We start from the raw sequence: 14,802 nt of genomic DNA on the forward strand, positions 1-14,802 counted from the left end.
TCCTTTCCCCGGTCGCCCCCGCGGTTCTGCACGAACACGACCAACCGGGATAATGGGCGGATGAGCGATGCACTGAACATCCCCGGCTGGCGTCACCTCTACTCCGGGAAGGTCCGCGATCTCTATGCATCCCAGGACCCCGCCGACACCCGCATCCTCGTCGTCGCGAGCGACCGCGTCAGCGCCTTCGACTACGTGCTCTCCCCCGGCATCCCCGAGAAGGGCGCCCTGCTGACCACGCTCAGCCGATGGTGGTTCGCGCAGCTCGACTTCCCGAACCACCTCGTCGACGGTGAGATCCCGGATGCCGTCGCCGACCGCGCCATGCTCGCGCAGTCGCTGGAGATGCTGCCGATCGAGTGCGTGGTGCGCGGCTACATCACCGGCACCGGATGGGCCGAGTACCAGCAGAGCGGGACCGTGTGCGGCATCCCGCTGCCCTCGGGACTCGAGAACGGCGACCGCCTCCCCGAGCCGCTGTTCACCCCGGCGTACAAGGCGCCGATGGGCGAGCACGACGAGAACATCACCTTCGAGCGCGTCGTCGAGCTGGTGGGCGCGGGGCGCGCGGCCGAGCTGCGTGACGCCTCGCTCGCGATCTACGCGAAGGCTGCGGCCATCGCCGAGCAGCACGGGCTGATCCTCGCCGACACCAAGTTCGAGTTCGGGACGGATGCCGACGGCACGCTGCGGCTGGCTGACGAGGTGCTCACGAGCGACTCGTCACGATACTGGGATGCCGCGACGTGGGAGTCCGGATCGACCCCGGCCGCGCGCATGGCGAGCTTCGACAAGCAGATCGTCCGCGACTGGCTGGCATCGAACTGGGACAAGCAGGGCGAACCGCCCGCTCTGCCGGACGAGATCGTCGAGCGCACGGCCGACCGGTATCGCGAGCTCATCACACGCCTCACCGCGTAGTCCAGGGGAGCCGCGTCGCGCACGGCGCGCGTCGACGACTCGATAGTGTTTCTCCAGCATCCCCCCGATTCCCTCACCCCGATTTCCGAGGAGCCCTCATGCCCGTGTGGAAGATCCATGGCAATGGTCACACCGTCGCCCCCGGCGAGGTCGTGCGTCCAGAGGAGCGCCTGAACTGGCCCGCCACCTTCGCGATCGGTGCGCAGCACGTGGTCGCGATGTTCGGTGCGACCTTCCTGGTGCCGATCATCACCGGCTTCCCGGTGTCGACGACCCTGCTGTTCTCGGGCCTCGGCACTCTGCTCTTCCTGCTCCTCACACGCAACCGGCTGCCCAGCTATCTGGGTTCGTCGTTCGCGTTCCTCGCCCCGATCACCGCTCTCAACGGCGGCAACGCCCTCGAGACGCCCGAGCAGATCGCCCAGGCGCTCGTCGGCGTGCTCGTGGTCGGCATGCTGCTCGCCGGCATCGGATTCCTGGTGCAGGCGGTCGGCAGCGGCTGGATCGACAAGCTCATGCCGCCGGTCGTCGCGGGCTCCATCGTCGCGCTGATCGGCTTCAACCTCGCCCCCGCCGCGTGGAACAACTTCACGCTGCAGCCCGAGCTCGCCTCGGTGACACTGATCGCGGTGGTGCTGTTCAGCGTGCTGTTCCGCGGGTTCCTCGGTCGCATCTCGATCTTCCTCGGTGTGATCGTCGGCTACATCGTCGCCGCTTTCACCGGTCAGGTCGACTTCGCCCCGATCGCGGATGCCGCGTGGATCGGCCTGCCCGAGTTCCACCTGGCCGCCGTCGCAGACCCCGGCGCCTGGACGATCGTGCCGATGTTCCTCCCCGTCGTGCTCGTGCTCATCGCCGAGAACGTCGGTCACGTGCGCGGCGTCGCCACCATGACGAACGACCCGTCGATCAACAAGCACACCGGGCGCGCCCTGGTCGCCGACGGTCTCGCCACCACGCTCGCCGGCGGATTCGGCGGTTCGGCCACCACGACCTACGGCGAGAACATCGGCGTGATGGCGGCGACCCGCGTCTACTCCACCGCCGCCTACTGGGTGGCCGGCTTCGCCGCGATCCTGCTCGCCTTCTCGCCGAAGATCGGCGTGATCTTCAACACCATCCCACCCGGAGTGCTCGGCGGCGTGACCACCGCGCTGTACGGCCTCATCGGCGTCATCGGCATCAAGATCTGGGTCGACAACCGCGTGGACTTCTCCCGCCCCGTGAACCAGTACACCGTCGCGATCTCGTTCGTCATCGCGGTCGGCGGGTTCGCGATGCAGTGGGGCGCCTTCCAGCTCGGCGCCATCGTGATCGGCACTGTCGCCGCGCTGCTGGTGTACCACGTCGGCAATGCGATCGCCCGTGCCCGCAAGACCGGAGCGGATGACGGCGGGCCCATCCCCGCCGTCGGCCCGCTGGGCGGCGACCCGGAGTAGGTGCTTCCGCGCGTCACGCCTGTCGGAGGTTGTCACGTCTGTCGGAGGTTTTCACCGAATCTCTCCGACGTGCGTGACAACCTCCGCAGTGCGTAACAGCGACGCGGACCGCAAGCTCGGACGCCGCGACTCAGCCGATACGGCCGATCGCTGCATCCGCGGCGACGAGGTCGCCTACCGCAGCAGCCTGAACCAGTACCCCGGCGCGATGCGCGGTGACCTGGGTCTCCATCTTCATGGCGTCGAGCACGGCCACGGCATCCCCCGCCTCGACCGACGTTCCAGCATCCACGAGCCAGCGCACCAGCGTGCCGGGGGCCGGTGCCCGCAGCTCGGCAGGATCGGCGGATGCCGGAGCATCCGCCTGCACGGCCCCGCCGGCGAATCCCTGCAGCAGTGCGGCCGGAACCCCGAGCATCACGCGACGCCCGTCGATCTCGACGGGGAAGCGCTGCAGCGCAGCATCCTCGACGGGCGCCGGTCGCAGCTGCGGCTCCAGCCGCGGCAACAGGGTGCTCTCGATCCACTGGGTGTGCACGGCGAACGTCGCGGTCTGGAACTCCGGCTCATCGACGGCCAGGCGATCGAACGGGATGACGGTCGCCGGCCCCTCGACCGACAGCTCACGCAGCGCGCGCCGTGCGCGCACCAGCGCAGCATCCCGGTCGTCCGCATGCACGATGAGCTTCGCGATCATCGAATCGAACGCCGACTGCACGGCATCCCCCGCTTCGATCCCGCTGTCCCACCGCACGCCCGGTCCGCCGGGAATCCGCAGCGTCTCGACCGTCCCTGGGCTCGGCAGGAAGCCGCGCCCCGAATCCTCCGCATTGATCCGGAACTCGAACGCGTGCCCCTGCGGCTCGGGGGTGTCGGTGAAGGACGGCCCGTCCCCGAATGCGATCCGGAACTGCTCCACCACCAGGTCGACGCCCGTGACCTCCTCGGTGACAGGATGCTCGACCTGCAGCCGAGTGTTCACCTCGAGGAAGGAGATCGTGCCGTCCGCGGCGAGCAGGAACTCGACGGTTCCCGCGCCGCGGTACGCGACCTCGGCGCAGATCCGGCGCGCGGCGTCGTGGATCTCGAAACGCTGCTCGGCGGTCAGGCCCGGAGCCGGAGCCTCTTCGATCAGCTTCTGATTGCGGCGCTGCATCGAGCAGTCGCGATCGCCGATCACGACGATCTCGCCGCGCCCGTCGCCGAGCACCTGCACCTCGATGTGCCGCGGACTCTCGAGGAACCGCTCCACGAAGCACTCCCCCCGCCCGAACGCCACGATCGCCTCACGGGTGGCGGCGTCGAACGCCTCTGCCACCTCGGACAGTTCGCGCACGACCTTCAGCCCTCGCCCCCCGCCTCCGAACGCCGCCTTGATCGCGATCGGCAACCCGTACTCCTCCGCGAATGCGACGGCTTCGGCCGGCCCGGCGAGCGGCTGATCCGTGCCCGCCGCGAGAGGCGCGTTCACCTTCTGCGCGATCCGTCGTGCGGTCATCTTGTCGCCGAGCGCGTCGATGCTCTCGGGCGCAGAGCCGATCCAGACGAGGCCTGCGCCTTCGACCGCACGGGCGAACTCCGCGCTCTCCGAGAGGAACCCGTAGCCGGGATGCACGGCATCCGCCCCGCTGCCGGCGGCAGCGCGCAGCAGCGCGGCGATCGAGAGGTACGTGTCGGCGGCGCTCGTGCCGCCCAGTCCCACGGCTTCATCGGCCAAGCGCACATGCAGCGCCTCGGCATCCTGATCGGCGTACACGGCGACCGAGGTGTACCCGGCCTCGGCGCATGCGCGGATCACGCGCACCGCGATCTCGCCGCGATTGGCGATCAGCACCTTCTTCATGACAGTCCTTCTTCGATGCGGGGGATTCGGAAACGGATGCGCGCACCCGGCGGCAACTGGGCGGCGAGATCCAGACAGCGATCGGTCAGGGCGCCGATGATCGGGTAGCCGCCGGTGAGCGGATGATCCGGCAGGAACAGCACAGGCTGCCCGTCGGGCGGCACCTGGATCGCACCGGTCACGGCGCCCTCACTGGGCAACTCCCCCTGCGTCGCGCGAGCCAGAGGCACTTCGCCCTGCAGCCGGATGCCGACCCGATCGGACCGCGGCGTGACCAGCCACTCCTGTGTCGTCAGAGTGTCGAGAGCTGATGCCGTGAACCAGTCGTCACGCGGACCCAGCGTGATGTCGAGCTCGACGAGATCGCCGGATGCCGGCAGCTCGCGCTGCGCGGCGACAGGATCGACCGCGTACCGTGCGGCATCTCCGATGGCGACGAGATCACCGGCGGCCAGCGGGTCAGGGCCGAGGCCCGCGAGCGTGTCGCTGGCTCGGCTACCGAGAGCGGATACTGCGTCGACACCGCCACGGACACCGAGCACGTATCGCAGTCCACGGTCGGGATGGCCGAGCTGCAGCTCGTCGCCGTCGACGGTGGCGAAGGGCGCACCGTGCGGGATGCTGCGGGTGAGGCCCTCGGCATCCGTCAGGGTGAGTTCGCCGATCGCGCCGGTCACAGCCGCGACGCCGTCACCGCGGAATCGCAGCACCGCTCCGCCGACGCTCTCGAGCACCGCGGCATCCGATGCGTTGCCCACTGCACGGTTGGCGTCGCGCAGCGCCGTGCGGTCGGCGACCCCGGATGCCGAGACTCCGAGCGCCGCGTGGCCGGGCCGACCGGCATCCTGCACCAGCAACTGCAGGGAGGGACGCACCACTTCCACGCTGCCGCCGCGGGGAAAACCCAGACCGACTGGCGTGTCCTCGCCGCGTCGAGCCGCGACACTCCGGCGACTCGCCGGGTCGTCTCCGTTTTCCGATCCAGCAGACCGGGACAGTGTCGCCGACTCGCGACCAGCGCGCTCGAACCTCACCAGCGCCCCCGGCGACAGCAGTGCCGGCGGGTCGCGGTCGATGTCCCACATCACGGCATCCGTGTGGCCGATGAGCTGCCAGCCACCGGGGCTCTCCCGCGGATACACGCCCGTGAACGCTCCGGCGAGTGCGACCGACCCGGCCGGCACGCGGGTGCGCGGCGACGAACGACGCGGTACGTCGAACAGCGGGTCCCCGCTCACCACGTATCCGAACCCGGGCGCGAAGCCCGAGAACGCGACCTGCCAGTCGGCCGAGAGATGCCGGTTCACGAGCTCCTCGGACGACACCCCCAGCAGCGACGCAGCTTCCGTCAGATCCTCGCCGTCGTAATGCACCGGCACCGTGACCTCGCGCGTGTGCGGCACGTGCGCGGCGTCCACCTGCGTCACCGAGAGCACCGCGGCCAGCGCGGCAGCCGACGTGCGCAGCGGATCGAACCGCACGAGCACCGTGCGCGCCCCGGGGATGCGCTCGACGATCCCGGGCACGCCGTCCCAGGCCAGGTTCAGCCGCATGGCTTCGTCGAGGTCGACCGCCTCGACGAGCAGAGTGCGCTCTGATGCAGTGAGGATGCGCATCAGACGATGTACTCCGCATCCGGCACGTCGGTGATGAACATGTAGCCGGGTGCATGCGTGACCGCGAACGGCGGCTTCGACGCCATGATCGCCGCCTGCGGGGTGACGCCGCAGGCCCAGAACACCGGGATCTCGCCCTCGCGCACCTCTGGAGCATCGCCGAAGTCGGGATGCGAGAGATCGGCGATGCCGAGCGATGTCGGGTCGCCGACGTGCACAGGGGCGCCGTGCACCGCCGGAGTCCGTCCCGAGATCTGCACGGCATCCGCCACCCGACCCGCGGGGATCGGCCGCATCGAGACGACCATCTCGCCGCGCAGACGCCCGGCTGTGACGCAGTCGACGTTCGTGCGGTACATCGGCACGTTGCGTCCGAGCTCCTGGTGGCGGATCGGGATGCCGGCATCCACGAGCCCCGTCTCGAACGTGAAGCTGCACCCGATCAGGAAGGCGACCAGGTCCGGATGCTCGTCCCACGCCTCCGTCGCATCGCTCACCTCCGAGGTCAGTTCGCCGTCGCGCCAGATCCGGTACCGGCCGATGTCGGTGCGTATGTCGCTGCCTGGTGCCATGATCGACTCCACCTGTCCCTGCTCGATGACCTCGAGCACCGGGCACGGCTTCGGATTGCGCTGGGCGTAGAGCAGCGTCTCGAAGGCCCAGTCCGCCGGCACGGCGATGAGGTTCGCCTGCGTGAGCCCCGCGGCGACACCGCTGGTCGGCACGGCCTGCCCCGAACGGTACGACGCGCGGGCCGCCCGGGCGGCGGCGAGCTGATCAGAGGTCGCGAGCACAGCCATCTCAGACCCCGGCGAACGGTGCGATCGTGATGCCCGCTGCCTGCAGCATCCGCTTCGTCTCCGCCGCCATCGCGATGGAACCGGGGCTGTCGCCGTGCACGCAGATCGACTGGGCCTCGACGCGCACGTCCGTTCCGTCGATCGCCTGGATCACGCCGTCCGATGCGAGCCGCACCATGCGCTCGGCGACCGCGGCGGGGTCGTGCAGCACGGCACCCTCCTGGGTGCGCGACACGAGCTGCCCGTCAGGCATGTACGCCCGATCGGCGAAGGCCTCGGCGGCGACCGCGAGGCCGGCCTTCGACGCGACTTCCAGCACGACGCCGCCCGCGAGGCCGAGCAGCACGAGGCGCGGATCGATCGCCTTGATCGCCGCGACCACGTCGGCGGACTGCCGCTCGTCGCGGGCGATCGCGTTGTACAGCGCACCGTGCGGCTTGACGTACGAGACGGTACCGCCGATCGAAGAGGCCAGGCCGATGAGCGCACCGAGCTGGTACTCGACATGCGCCTGCAGCGTCGCCGAGTCGATCTCGACGTTCGTGCGCCCGAAGTTCTCGTAGTCGCGATAGCCGGGGTGGGCGCCGATCACGACGCCGCCCCGCACCGCGGCCGCCAGAGTGTCGCGGATGCCCTCGGGGCTGCCCGCGTGGAACCCGCAGGAGACGTTCGCGCTCGTGACGATCTCGAGCATCGCGACGTCGTCGCTGACGATGCGGTCGGGGACGTTCTCACCGAGGTCGGAGTTCAGGTCGATGGTCGGCCCACCATTCACAGGCATGGTCACGCTCCGATTCCGAGGAAGGCGAAGATGGGTCCGACCGAGACGATGCCCATGTACCAGGTGAGCAGCGTCACCAGCGTGCCGGCGATGAGCAGTACCAGCGGGTACTTCTTCGTGCCGAGCAGGTCGCGGCGGAACCATCCGATGTACATGAACACCGTAAGGCCGATCGGCAGGATGAGTCCGTTGAAGCCGCCGACGAACACCAGGATCGCGGCCGGTGCGGTGCCGATCGACAGGTACACGATCAGCGACACGACGATGAACGCGACGGTCGCGATCTGCAGCGACCAGCCGCCGAGGAAGCGCTTGTGGAACGACGACAGGAACGTCGCCGACGTGTACGCGGCGCCGATCACCGAGCTGAGAGCGGCGGCCCAGAAGATCGCACCGAAGATGCGCAGGCCCGCATCACCGAGCACTGAGCCGAAGGCCTGCCCGGCGGGGTTGGCGGCCTGGCTGGACAGATCGAGGGCGACACCGGAAGCCACGACACCGAGGATCGCGAGGAACAGCACGTAGCGCATGATGCCGGTGATCAGGATGCCGTTGGCGGCTGCCCGCATGACCGGCCCGGCATACTGCGGACCGGTCTGACCGGAGTCGAGATAGCGGTGCGCGCCCGAGTAGGTGATGTAGCCGCCGACGGTGCCGCCGACGATCGTGGTGATGGTGGCGAAGTTCAGTTCATCCGGGACGATCGTCTGGCGCAGCGCGTCGCCGAGTGGGGGCTGCGCGATGATCGCGACGACGACCGTCATGACGATCATGCCGATGCCGAGAATGACCAGAACGATGTCCATCACCTTGCCGGCCTTCTTGATGAGGAAGATCACGATCGCCAGCGCCGCGGTGAGCAGGCCGCCGATCTTGGGGTCGACGCCGAGCAGGGCGTTCAGTCCGAGTCCTCCGCCGGCGATGTTGCCGATGTTGAAGGCGAGGCCGCCGATCACGACGAGGATCGCGATCACGTGGCCCGAGAACGGGATCGCCGAGTTCGCGAGTTCCCCGGCGCGCTTGCCGGAGGAGGTGATCATGCGCCAGACGTTGAGCTGGACGGCGATGTCGATGAGTACCGAGACGAGGATGGCGAACGCGAAGGCGGCACCCATCGATGCGGTGAAGGGGGCGGTCTGCGTGATGAAGCCGGGGCCGATGGCGCTGGTGGCCATCAGGAAGATCGCACCGATGACGGCGCTGCGGCCGACGCGCTTCTTCACTGCGGCGAGTTTCGCGGCGGTCTCGGGGTCGGCCTGGGCGTCGGTCGGGGACTGCTCGGACATGAAGGGATTCCCATCGTCTTCGGCGGGTGTCGGGTGACACCGAGTGTAGAACGGATTGACCATGATTGTTCAACAATTTTGTTTCCGGGATGCTACAGCGAGGGCTCACCCGCTTAACATGAAGGCGTGAACCATCAGGGAGCGCTGGCCGATGAGCTGCGGCAGAGGATCATCGACGGCGACTTCGCACCGGGCGCCCGCCTGTCTGAGGCGGCTCTGGCCGAGCGGTTCGAGGTCTCGCGCAACACCCTCCGGGAGGCGTTCCGCGTACTGGCCGAGCAGGGCCTCATCGAGCACGTCCCGCACCGAGGCGTCTCGGTGGCGGCGCCGTCGATCGCCGATGTCATCGACATCTACCGGGCGCGCCGCGTGATCGAGTGCTCCGCGCTTCGCCAGTCGGAGCCGGAGCATCCGGCAGTGCAGTCGATGCGCGCCGCGCTCGCCGAAGCCGAGAAGCACCTGCCGAAGGAGGAATGGCACCGGGTCGGCAGCGCGAACATGGCCTTCCACGATGCGATCGTCGCGCTCGCCGACAGTCCACGACTCGCGCGAACGTACCGCGACGTCGCGGCAGAACTCCGCCTGGTGTTCCTCGAGATCGACGATCCCCGTGCCCTGCACGAGCCCTTCGTGCGCAAGAACCGCGTCGTGCTCAAGACGCTGCTGGAAGCGGGCCCGCATGCGGCGGCTGACGCGCTGGAGACCTACCTGATCTCTTCGGAGCGCACCGTGCTCGGCGCGTTCGCGCGCATGGGACGCGGGTAGACGGAATACTTCCCGGCAGATGCCGGTTTGCATTGACATGAATGAAAAACTTGCCGCGGCAACTTCTATGGGTGCCGTCACCCTGCTGGTCGCCGATCTCGACGCGATGACGGCGTTCTACCGCGACGTCGTCACGCTGCAGGTGCAGGATGCTGCCGGCCAAGCCGTGACGCTCGGTCGAGCCGGCGCACCGCTCGTGATCCTCCGCCACGAGCCGGCGCTGCGGCACGCGAGCCCCGGTTCGGCCGGACTCTTCCACACGGCGATCGTGTTCGAGTCGCAGGCAGCGCTCGCGGGAGCTCTGTTCTCGGTCGCGCAGCACGCGCCGCAGACGTTCACGGGCAGCGCCGACCACCTGGTGAGCCAGGCGTTCTACCTCACCGATCCCGAGGGCAACGGCATCGAACTGTACTGGGACCGCGACCGCTCCGACTGGTCGTGGACGCACGGGCAGATCGAGATGGCGACCCTCTATCTCGACCCGAACGCGTTCCTGCAGGAGCACCTGGGCGAGGAGCCGACCGGAGACACGACGGCGCAGATCGGCCACGTGCACCTCTCGGTCGGCGATGTCGACACTGCGCGGGAGTTCTATGTGAACCGGCTCGGCTTCGATGCCACGGCATCCCTCGGCGGCCAGGCGCTGTTCGTCAGCGCCGGCGGATACCACCACCACATGGCGATGAATGTGTGGAACTCCCGTGGAGCGGGTCCGCGGATGCCGGCGCTCGGCCTCGGTCAGGTCGACCTGCTGCTTCCCGACGTCGACGCACTTGGTGCATTGAACGAACGCCTCAGGCACTTCGGCACCGAGGTCCGCGACGACGGCCGCACCCTGGCATTCGAGGACCCGTGGAACAACACGCTCAAGGCTGAACTCTCGGCCTGAGGATCGCCGGTACCGCCGGCCGCTCGGTACCGCCGGCCACCGGCACCGCCGCTGCCGAGCGGCTTCATCGTCCGCCCGCGTTCATCAGCCGGCTGCGCACGGAAGGGATCAGTCGCCGGCTGACGGGCAACTCGACCTCCTGGAGCCCTACCACCGGCACCGGGCCGGTGAGGCGGAGTTCGGTGACCGCCTCCGCCTGCACGAGATAGGACCGATGAATGCGCACGAACCCCGCCGCCGCCCATCGCTCCTCGAGCTCCGAGATCGGGATGCGAACGAGATGGCTGGCGCCCGATTCGGTCCACATCCGCGAGTAGTCCCCCTCTGCCCTCACCCAGCGCACGTCGCCGCGCCGGACAAGCCGCACCGACCGCCCTGTCGACACGGGCACGGTCTCCACTTCCACGCTTTCAGGCGCCTCGCCGACGCCACGGTCGTCGAGCAACCTGTCGACCGCACGTCGCAGTCGCTCAGGGCGAACCGGCTTGAGTACGTAGTCGAGAGCATGCACGTCGAACGCCTCGAGCGCACCCGCCTCGTCGGCAGTGACGAACACGACCGATGGTCGCTGCGCGAACCGATCGAGAGCTCGCGCGAGATCGAACCCGTCCACACCCGGCATGTGTATGTCGAGGAAGACGGCATCCACCGCCTCGACCGAGAGGGTACGAAGGGCGTCTGCTCCGCTGGAGACCGCGTGGATCGCACCGATCCTGGCATCCGCCTCGAGCAGCGCCACGAGCTCGGCCAGAGCGGGCGGCTCGTCATCGGCGACGAGCACATCGAAGATCATGGGGCGTCCGTCTCCTGCAGCGGTTGCGACTTCGGGACCATGGTATAGGCGTCGGGAATCGTCTCGAGGATGAGAGCGCCGTCCCGCGAGAGCCACGAACCACCGCGTCGGCGGCACGCGGGAAGAACGGCCGGCGCATCCGTCGAGCGGACGCACCGGCCGTGACCAGACGATCAGGCCATCTGTTCGGACAGCTTCCATGCAGCGTCGACGAACCGGTCGACGTCTTCCTGCTGATGGAACAGATGAGTCGACACTCGCACCGGAACATGCAGGGTCGCGTCCCCGATGACCGGCACAGAGGTGGTCCGGACTTCGATCCCGTGCTCGTCGAGCAGCCGCGCCACGAAGTCGGCCGACTTCTGTGAGTTCTTCACATCGTCCGCATTCTGGAACGGGTTGAACCCGGTCAGCGCGCAGGTGAGACGACCATCGGACTTCGCGGAATAGAGCGCACCCGCTCCCCACCGCTCGACGACCTGCTCCTTGAGGTTGTCGGCCAGGCCGACGATGTGGTCCTGGATGTTCTGCCGCCCGATCTCGTCCCACACCTGGACTGCCGTCTGCACTCCGACATTCAACGCTTTGCTGCCGTTGCCGACGGACTGCAGATACTTGCCGATGTCCTGGCTCTCATCACGGCTGCGCAGATCCACCGAGCCGTCCGTCGGGTAGCCCGACGACACGATCGGCCAGAACTCCGGCAGGGGGTTCGGGTTCGCCGCGTTGACACGGTTGCGGATGTAGAGGATGCCGGTGCCGCCGGGGCCGCACTGCCACTTCGCAGCGGATGCCGCGAGGAAATCGACTCCGAGCTCCCTGAAGTTGTAGTTCATCATTCCCGGGATGTGCGCCCCGTCGACGAGCGTCGGGATCCCGTGCTCCTGGGCGAGCACCGCCAGTTCCCTGATCGGCAGCATCGTGCCGGTGAGGTAGGTGGGGGCGGAGAACATGATCAGCTTGGTACGACTGGTGATACCGGCGCGGAACAGGGCGACGTAGTCCTCGGCGCTCTGCTGGTCGCCGACCGGGAGCTGCACCCGGTTGATCACGACCCCCTGGCGATCGCGCAGCATCGCCATCGGGGTGTTGCCTCCGCCGTGCTCATGATTCGTCGTCAGGATCTCGTCGCCTTCGCGCAGGTCGAGTCCCAGCAGCGCCTTCGACATTCCGTCCGAAGTGTTATGGGTGATCACGATCTCGTCCGTGTCGACACCGTGCGCTGCGGCGATCGTCTGGCGCACATCCGCGAAGTCGCTGTAGGCCGCTTCGGCGTCCCGCGCCACCTGGCGGTGAACGGCGTCCACGATGTCGAGCACTTGGCGAGGGGGCGAACCGACGGTGCCGACGTTCATATAGAGGATCTTCTTGTCGAGCACGAACATCTTCTCGACCTTTTGCCAGAAGGCGGCGTCGTTCGCTGCCGGTACGACGGCGGCGGGGGTCAGCGCACTCGCGGGCGATGCGATGCCCAGAGTGCTGAGGCCCACGGCACCTGCCCCGGCGCCGAACAGCCGGAGGGCATTGCGTCGTGAGATTCCGGATCTCTGAAGGTCTTGCGTTTCCATGATTTCCTCTCCTATCGCACGGCGATCGCGCTGATCTCGACTTTTGCTCCCTGCGGCAGTGCGGCGACCTCGACGGCCGCCCGCGCGGGGGCGGCTTCGGTGCCGAAATACTCGGCGTAGACCGAGTTGAACGCGGCGAAGTCGTCGATGTCCGACAGGTAGACGGTGGTGCTGACGACATCGTCGAGATCGAGCTTCCCCTCCTTCAGCACAGCTCTGACGTTCTGTACCGACAAGGCGGTCTGCTCCGCGATCGACTGGCTGTTGTCGATCGCGCCGACCTTCGGGTCGATGGGCAGCTGCCCTGAGACGAACACCATGTTGCCTGCGGCGATCCCCTGGGAGTACGGACCGATCGCCGCAGGGGCGTCATCGGTGTGCAACACCTTCTTCGAGGAGCTGGAGGGGCTCTCCAGCGATGAGGGCCCCGCATCGGCGACACCGCCCAAGAGGCTGGTCGTCACAAGACCTGTGACGAGGACGGCTCCGGCGACGGACAGAACCATCGCCCGGGGGGAGGAAACGAATGTGAACAACTGACTCTCCTTCGAGTTCGTCGGCACGACGCGTTGCATGCTCTCGCGTGCGGCATCGCGTGCTGTCAAGCTAGGGACGGCAGTGTGCGACCGCGATGGTTTCCGGCGCAGCAGACGCAGAATTGCGACGAGCGGCATCGGATCTGCGACGAACGGCTACCGGGTCGAAGGCCGAACTCGCCGACTGAGGCCAGCTCCGAGCACGAAAGCGCGAGCGCGCCACGGCCGTTCGTCTCGCGATCACCCGTGCCATGATGGGCCGGACCTTATTTCACCGCTGGGGGGCGCCATGACGGACCGGGTACGACGTACGACGACCGTGGGAGCGGCGCTGCTGCTCGGAGCCCTCGTCCTCATCCCGGCCGTCGCCGCCGGCGCCGAGACTCCGGCGGAACTCGAGCCGGGATACATCAGCGACGTCTCCGACGTCCTCGACGACGCAGACGAAGCGCGCCTCGAAGAGCGTCTCGGCGAGTTGGCGTCCGACGGAAGCCTCCCCGAGCTCTACGTCGTCCTGGTGCCCGACTTCGAGAACCCTTCCAATGCTCTGGCCTGGGCGGATGACACGGCGCAGCGCAACAATCTCGCGTCGGATCAGTACCTTCTCGCGATCGCGACCGACGGCCGCAGCCTCGCCATCTCGGCGGAGTACGGCGGCGACGGAGTCTCAGCCGGACCGCTCTCCGAATCCCGGGTGCTCGACATCGAGAACGGGCTCGGAGGGGGCTACCTCGCGGACGACGACTGGGCCGGCGGAATCGAATACGTCGCCGACGAGTTCTCGGAGGTTCCGACGCCGTGGTGGGTATGGCTGCTGTGGGCGGCCGGACTCGTCCTGGTCATCTTCCTCATCACACGACTCGTCCTGTTCCTCAGGCGCCGTGCGCGGCTGGCCGCGGAGCTGCGAACGCTGGAGGGGCAGAAGAAGCGCGCGGCGCGTCAACTGGTCCAGACCGATGAAGCGGTGCGCACGAGTGAGCAGGAGCTCGGCTTCGTGACCGCGGAGTTCGGCGAGGAGACCACGACCGAGTACGCCGACGTCCTGGCGGCGTGCCGGTCCCGCCTGCAGGAGGCGTTCCAGCTTCTCGAGAAGCTGGAGGATGCCGATGAGGACACGACGCAGGAGACGCGGTCGTGGACAGACGCGATCATCGGGTTGTGCGAGCAGATCGACCGCGATCTCGAAGGACGCGCGCGCGAGATGGCGTCGCTTCGGGCTCTGACCGATGGAGCGGCGGACACCCTGACGAGACTGAAGTCGGAGCGTGCCGACGCCGGAGCCTTCCAGAACGACGCGGCGGCCAGACTCACCACGCTCACTGCCGCGTTTCCGCCGGCGGATCTGGTCGGCGTGGTGGACAACCCGGAAGAGATCGGCCGACGGCTGGGCGCCGCGGACCGGGAACTCGATGCTCTGCAGAAGGCCGTGCAGGCGCGCAAGCCGCGGGCCATCACACGTGCCGTGCACGAGATCGAGCGGCTGCTCGCCGAGGCGAAGGATCTTCGTGACGCCGTCGATGCCCAGGCTGACGCGCTCGCTGCACGGTCGGCGTCGCCGCCGACGT

At 68.2% G+C, this 14,802-nt stretch carries 13 protein-coding genes; 5 read left to right on the plus strand and 8 right to left on the minus strand.

All coding sequences use genetic code 11. The annotated features are described in order from the left end of the window. The first annotated feature begins 60 nt into the window (after window positions 1-60). Entirely contained in the window at window positions 61-921 is an 861-nt protein-coding gene (locus tag ACNPNP_RS14540; RefSeq protein WP_448966738.1) for a phosphoribosylaminoimidazolesuccinocarboxamide synthase, read from the plus strand. Between the two features lie 98 nt (window positions 922-1,019). Further along, window positions 1,020-2,360 carry a uracil-xanthine permease family protein gene (locus ACNPNP_RS14545; protein WP_448966739.1) on the plus strand — a complete coding sequence of 447 codons (1,341 nt, stop codon included), beginning with the start codon at window positions 1,020-1,022 and terminating at the stop codon, window positions 2,358-2,360. Window positions 2,361-2,490: 130 nt separating this feature from the next. On the opposite strand, the gene ACNPNP_RS14550 is transcribed toward ACNPNP_RS14545, so the two are convergent. Genes ACNPNP_RS14550 through ACNPNP_RS14570 form a run of 5 tightly spaced genes read right to left on the minus strand, consistent with a single transcriptional unit; the run spans window position 2,491 to window position 8,686 of the window. Continuing rightward, window positions 2,491-4,203, minus strand: a complete 1,713-nt coding sequence (locus tag ACNPNP_RS14550; protein WP_448966740.1) for an acetyl/propionyl/methylcrotonyl-CoA carboxylase subunit alpha — start codon at window positions 4,201-4,203, stop codon at window positions 2,491-2,493. Beyond that, window positions 4,200-5,819 carry a 5-oxoprolinase subunit B/C family protein gene (locus ACNPNP_RS14555; RefSeq protein ID WP_448966741.1) on the minus strand — a complete coding sequence of 540 codons (1,620 nt, stop codon included), beginning with the start codon at window positions 5,817-5,819 and terminating at the stop codon, window positions 4,200-4,202. Before ACNPNP_RS14555 ends, ACNPNP_RS14550 begins: the two co-directional genes overlap by 4 nt. Further along, window positions 5,819-6,619, minus strand: coding sequence for a putative hydro-lyase (locus tag ACNPNP_RS14560; protein ID WP_448966742.1), 801 nt, complete (start codon window positions 6,617-6,619; stop codon window positions 5,819-5,821). The genes ACNPNP_RS14555 and ACNPNP_RS14560 overlap by 1 nt, the downstream gene beginning before the upstream one ends. A gap of 1 nt (window position 6,620) precedes the next feature. After that, window positions 6,621-7,400: a LamB/YcsF family protein gene (locus ACNPNP_RS14565; protein ID WP_448967264.1), complete on the minus strand. Its 780-nt coding sequence runs from the start codon at window positions 7,398-7,400 to the stop codon at window positions 6,621-6,623. A 2-nt stretch (window positions 7,401-7,402) separates the two neighbouring features. Beyond that, window positions 7,403-8,686: an NRAMP family divalent metal transporter gene (locus ACNPNP_RS14570; protein ID WP_448966743.1), complete on the minus strand. Its 1,284-nt coding sequence runs from the start codon at window positions 8,684-8,686 to the stop codon at window positions 7,403-7,405. 126 nt (window positions 8,687-8,812) lie between these two features. Between ACNPNP_RS14570 and ACNPNP_RS14575 the strand changes: the two genes are divergently transcribed. Beyond that, window positions 8,813-9,451, plus strand: coding sequence for a GntR family transcriptional regulator (locus ACNPNP_RS14575; RefSeq protein ID WP_448966744.1), 639 nt, complete (start codon window positions 8,813-8,815; stop codon window positions 9,449-9,451). 37 nt (window positions 9,452-9,488) lie between these two features. Then, on the plus strand, window positions 9,489-10,340 hold the full coding sequence (locus ACNPNP_RS14580) for a VOC family protein (RefSeq protein ID WP_448966745.1): 852 nt from the start codon (window positions 9,489-9,491) through the stop codon (window positions 10,338-10,340). A gap of 64 nt (window positions 10,341-10,404) precedes the next feature. On the opposite strand, the gene ACNPNP_RS14585 is transcribed toward ACNPNP_RS14580, so the two are convergent. The 3 genes from ACNPNP_RS14585 to ACNPNP_RS14595 all read right to left on the minus strand — a co-directional run bounded on the left by ACNPNP_RS14585 (window position 10,405) and on the right by ACNPNP_RS14595 (window position 13,207). Then, entirely contained in the window at window positions 10,405-11,133 is a 729-nt protein-coding gene (locus ACNPNP_RS14585; RefSeq protein ID WP_448966746.1) for a LytR/AlgR family response regulator transcription factor, read from the minus strand. Window positions 11,134-11,306: 173 nt separating this feature from the next. Then, on the minus strand, window positions 11,307-12,701 hold the full coding sequence (locus ACNPNP_RS14590) for an aminotransferase class V-fold PLP-dependent enzyme (RefSeq protein ID WP_448966747.1): 1,395 nt from the start codon (window positions 12,699-12,701) through the stop codon (window positions 11,307-11,309). A gap of 11 nt (window positions 12,702-12,712) precedes the next feature. Further along, on the minus strand, window positions 12,713-13,207 hold the full coding sequence (locus tag ACNPNP_RS14595) for a RidA family protein (RefSeq protein ID WP_448966748.1): 495 nt from the start codon (window positions 13,205-13,207) through the stop codon (window positions 12,713-12,715). A 319-nt stretch (window positions 13,208-13,526) separates the two neighbouring features. Here ACNPNP_RS14595 and ACNPNP_RS14600 point away from each other — a divergent pair. Beyond that, window positions 13,527-14,802, plus strand: a 1,276-nt coding sequence (locus ACNPNP_RS14600) for a TPM domain-containing protein (protein WP_448966749.1), incomplete at its 3' end; no start/stop codon positions are given.

It is taken from the genome of Microbacterium xerophyticum, from assembly GCF_053543555.1.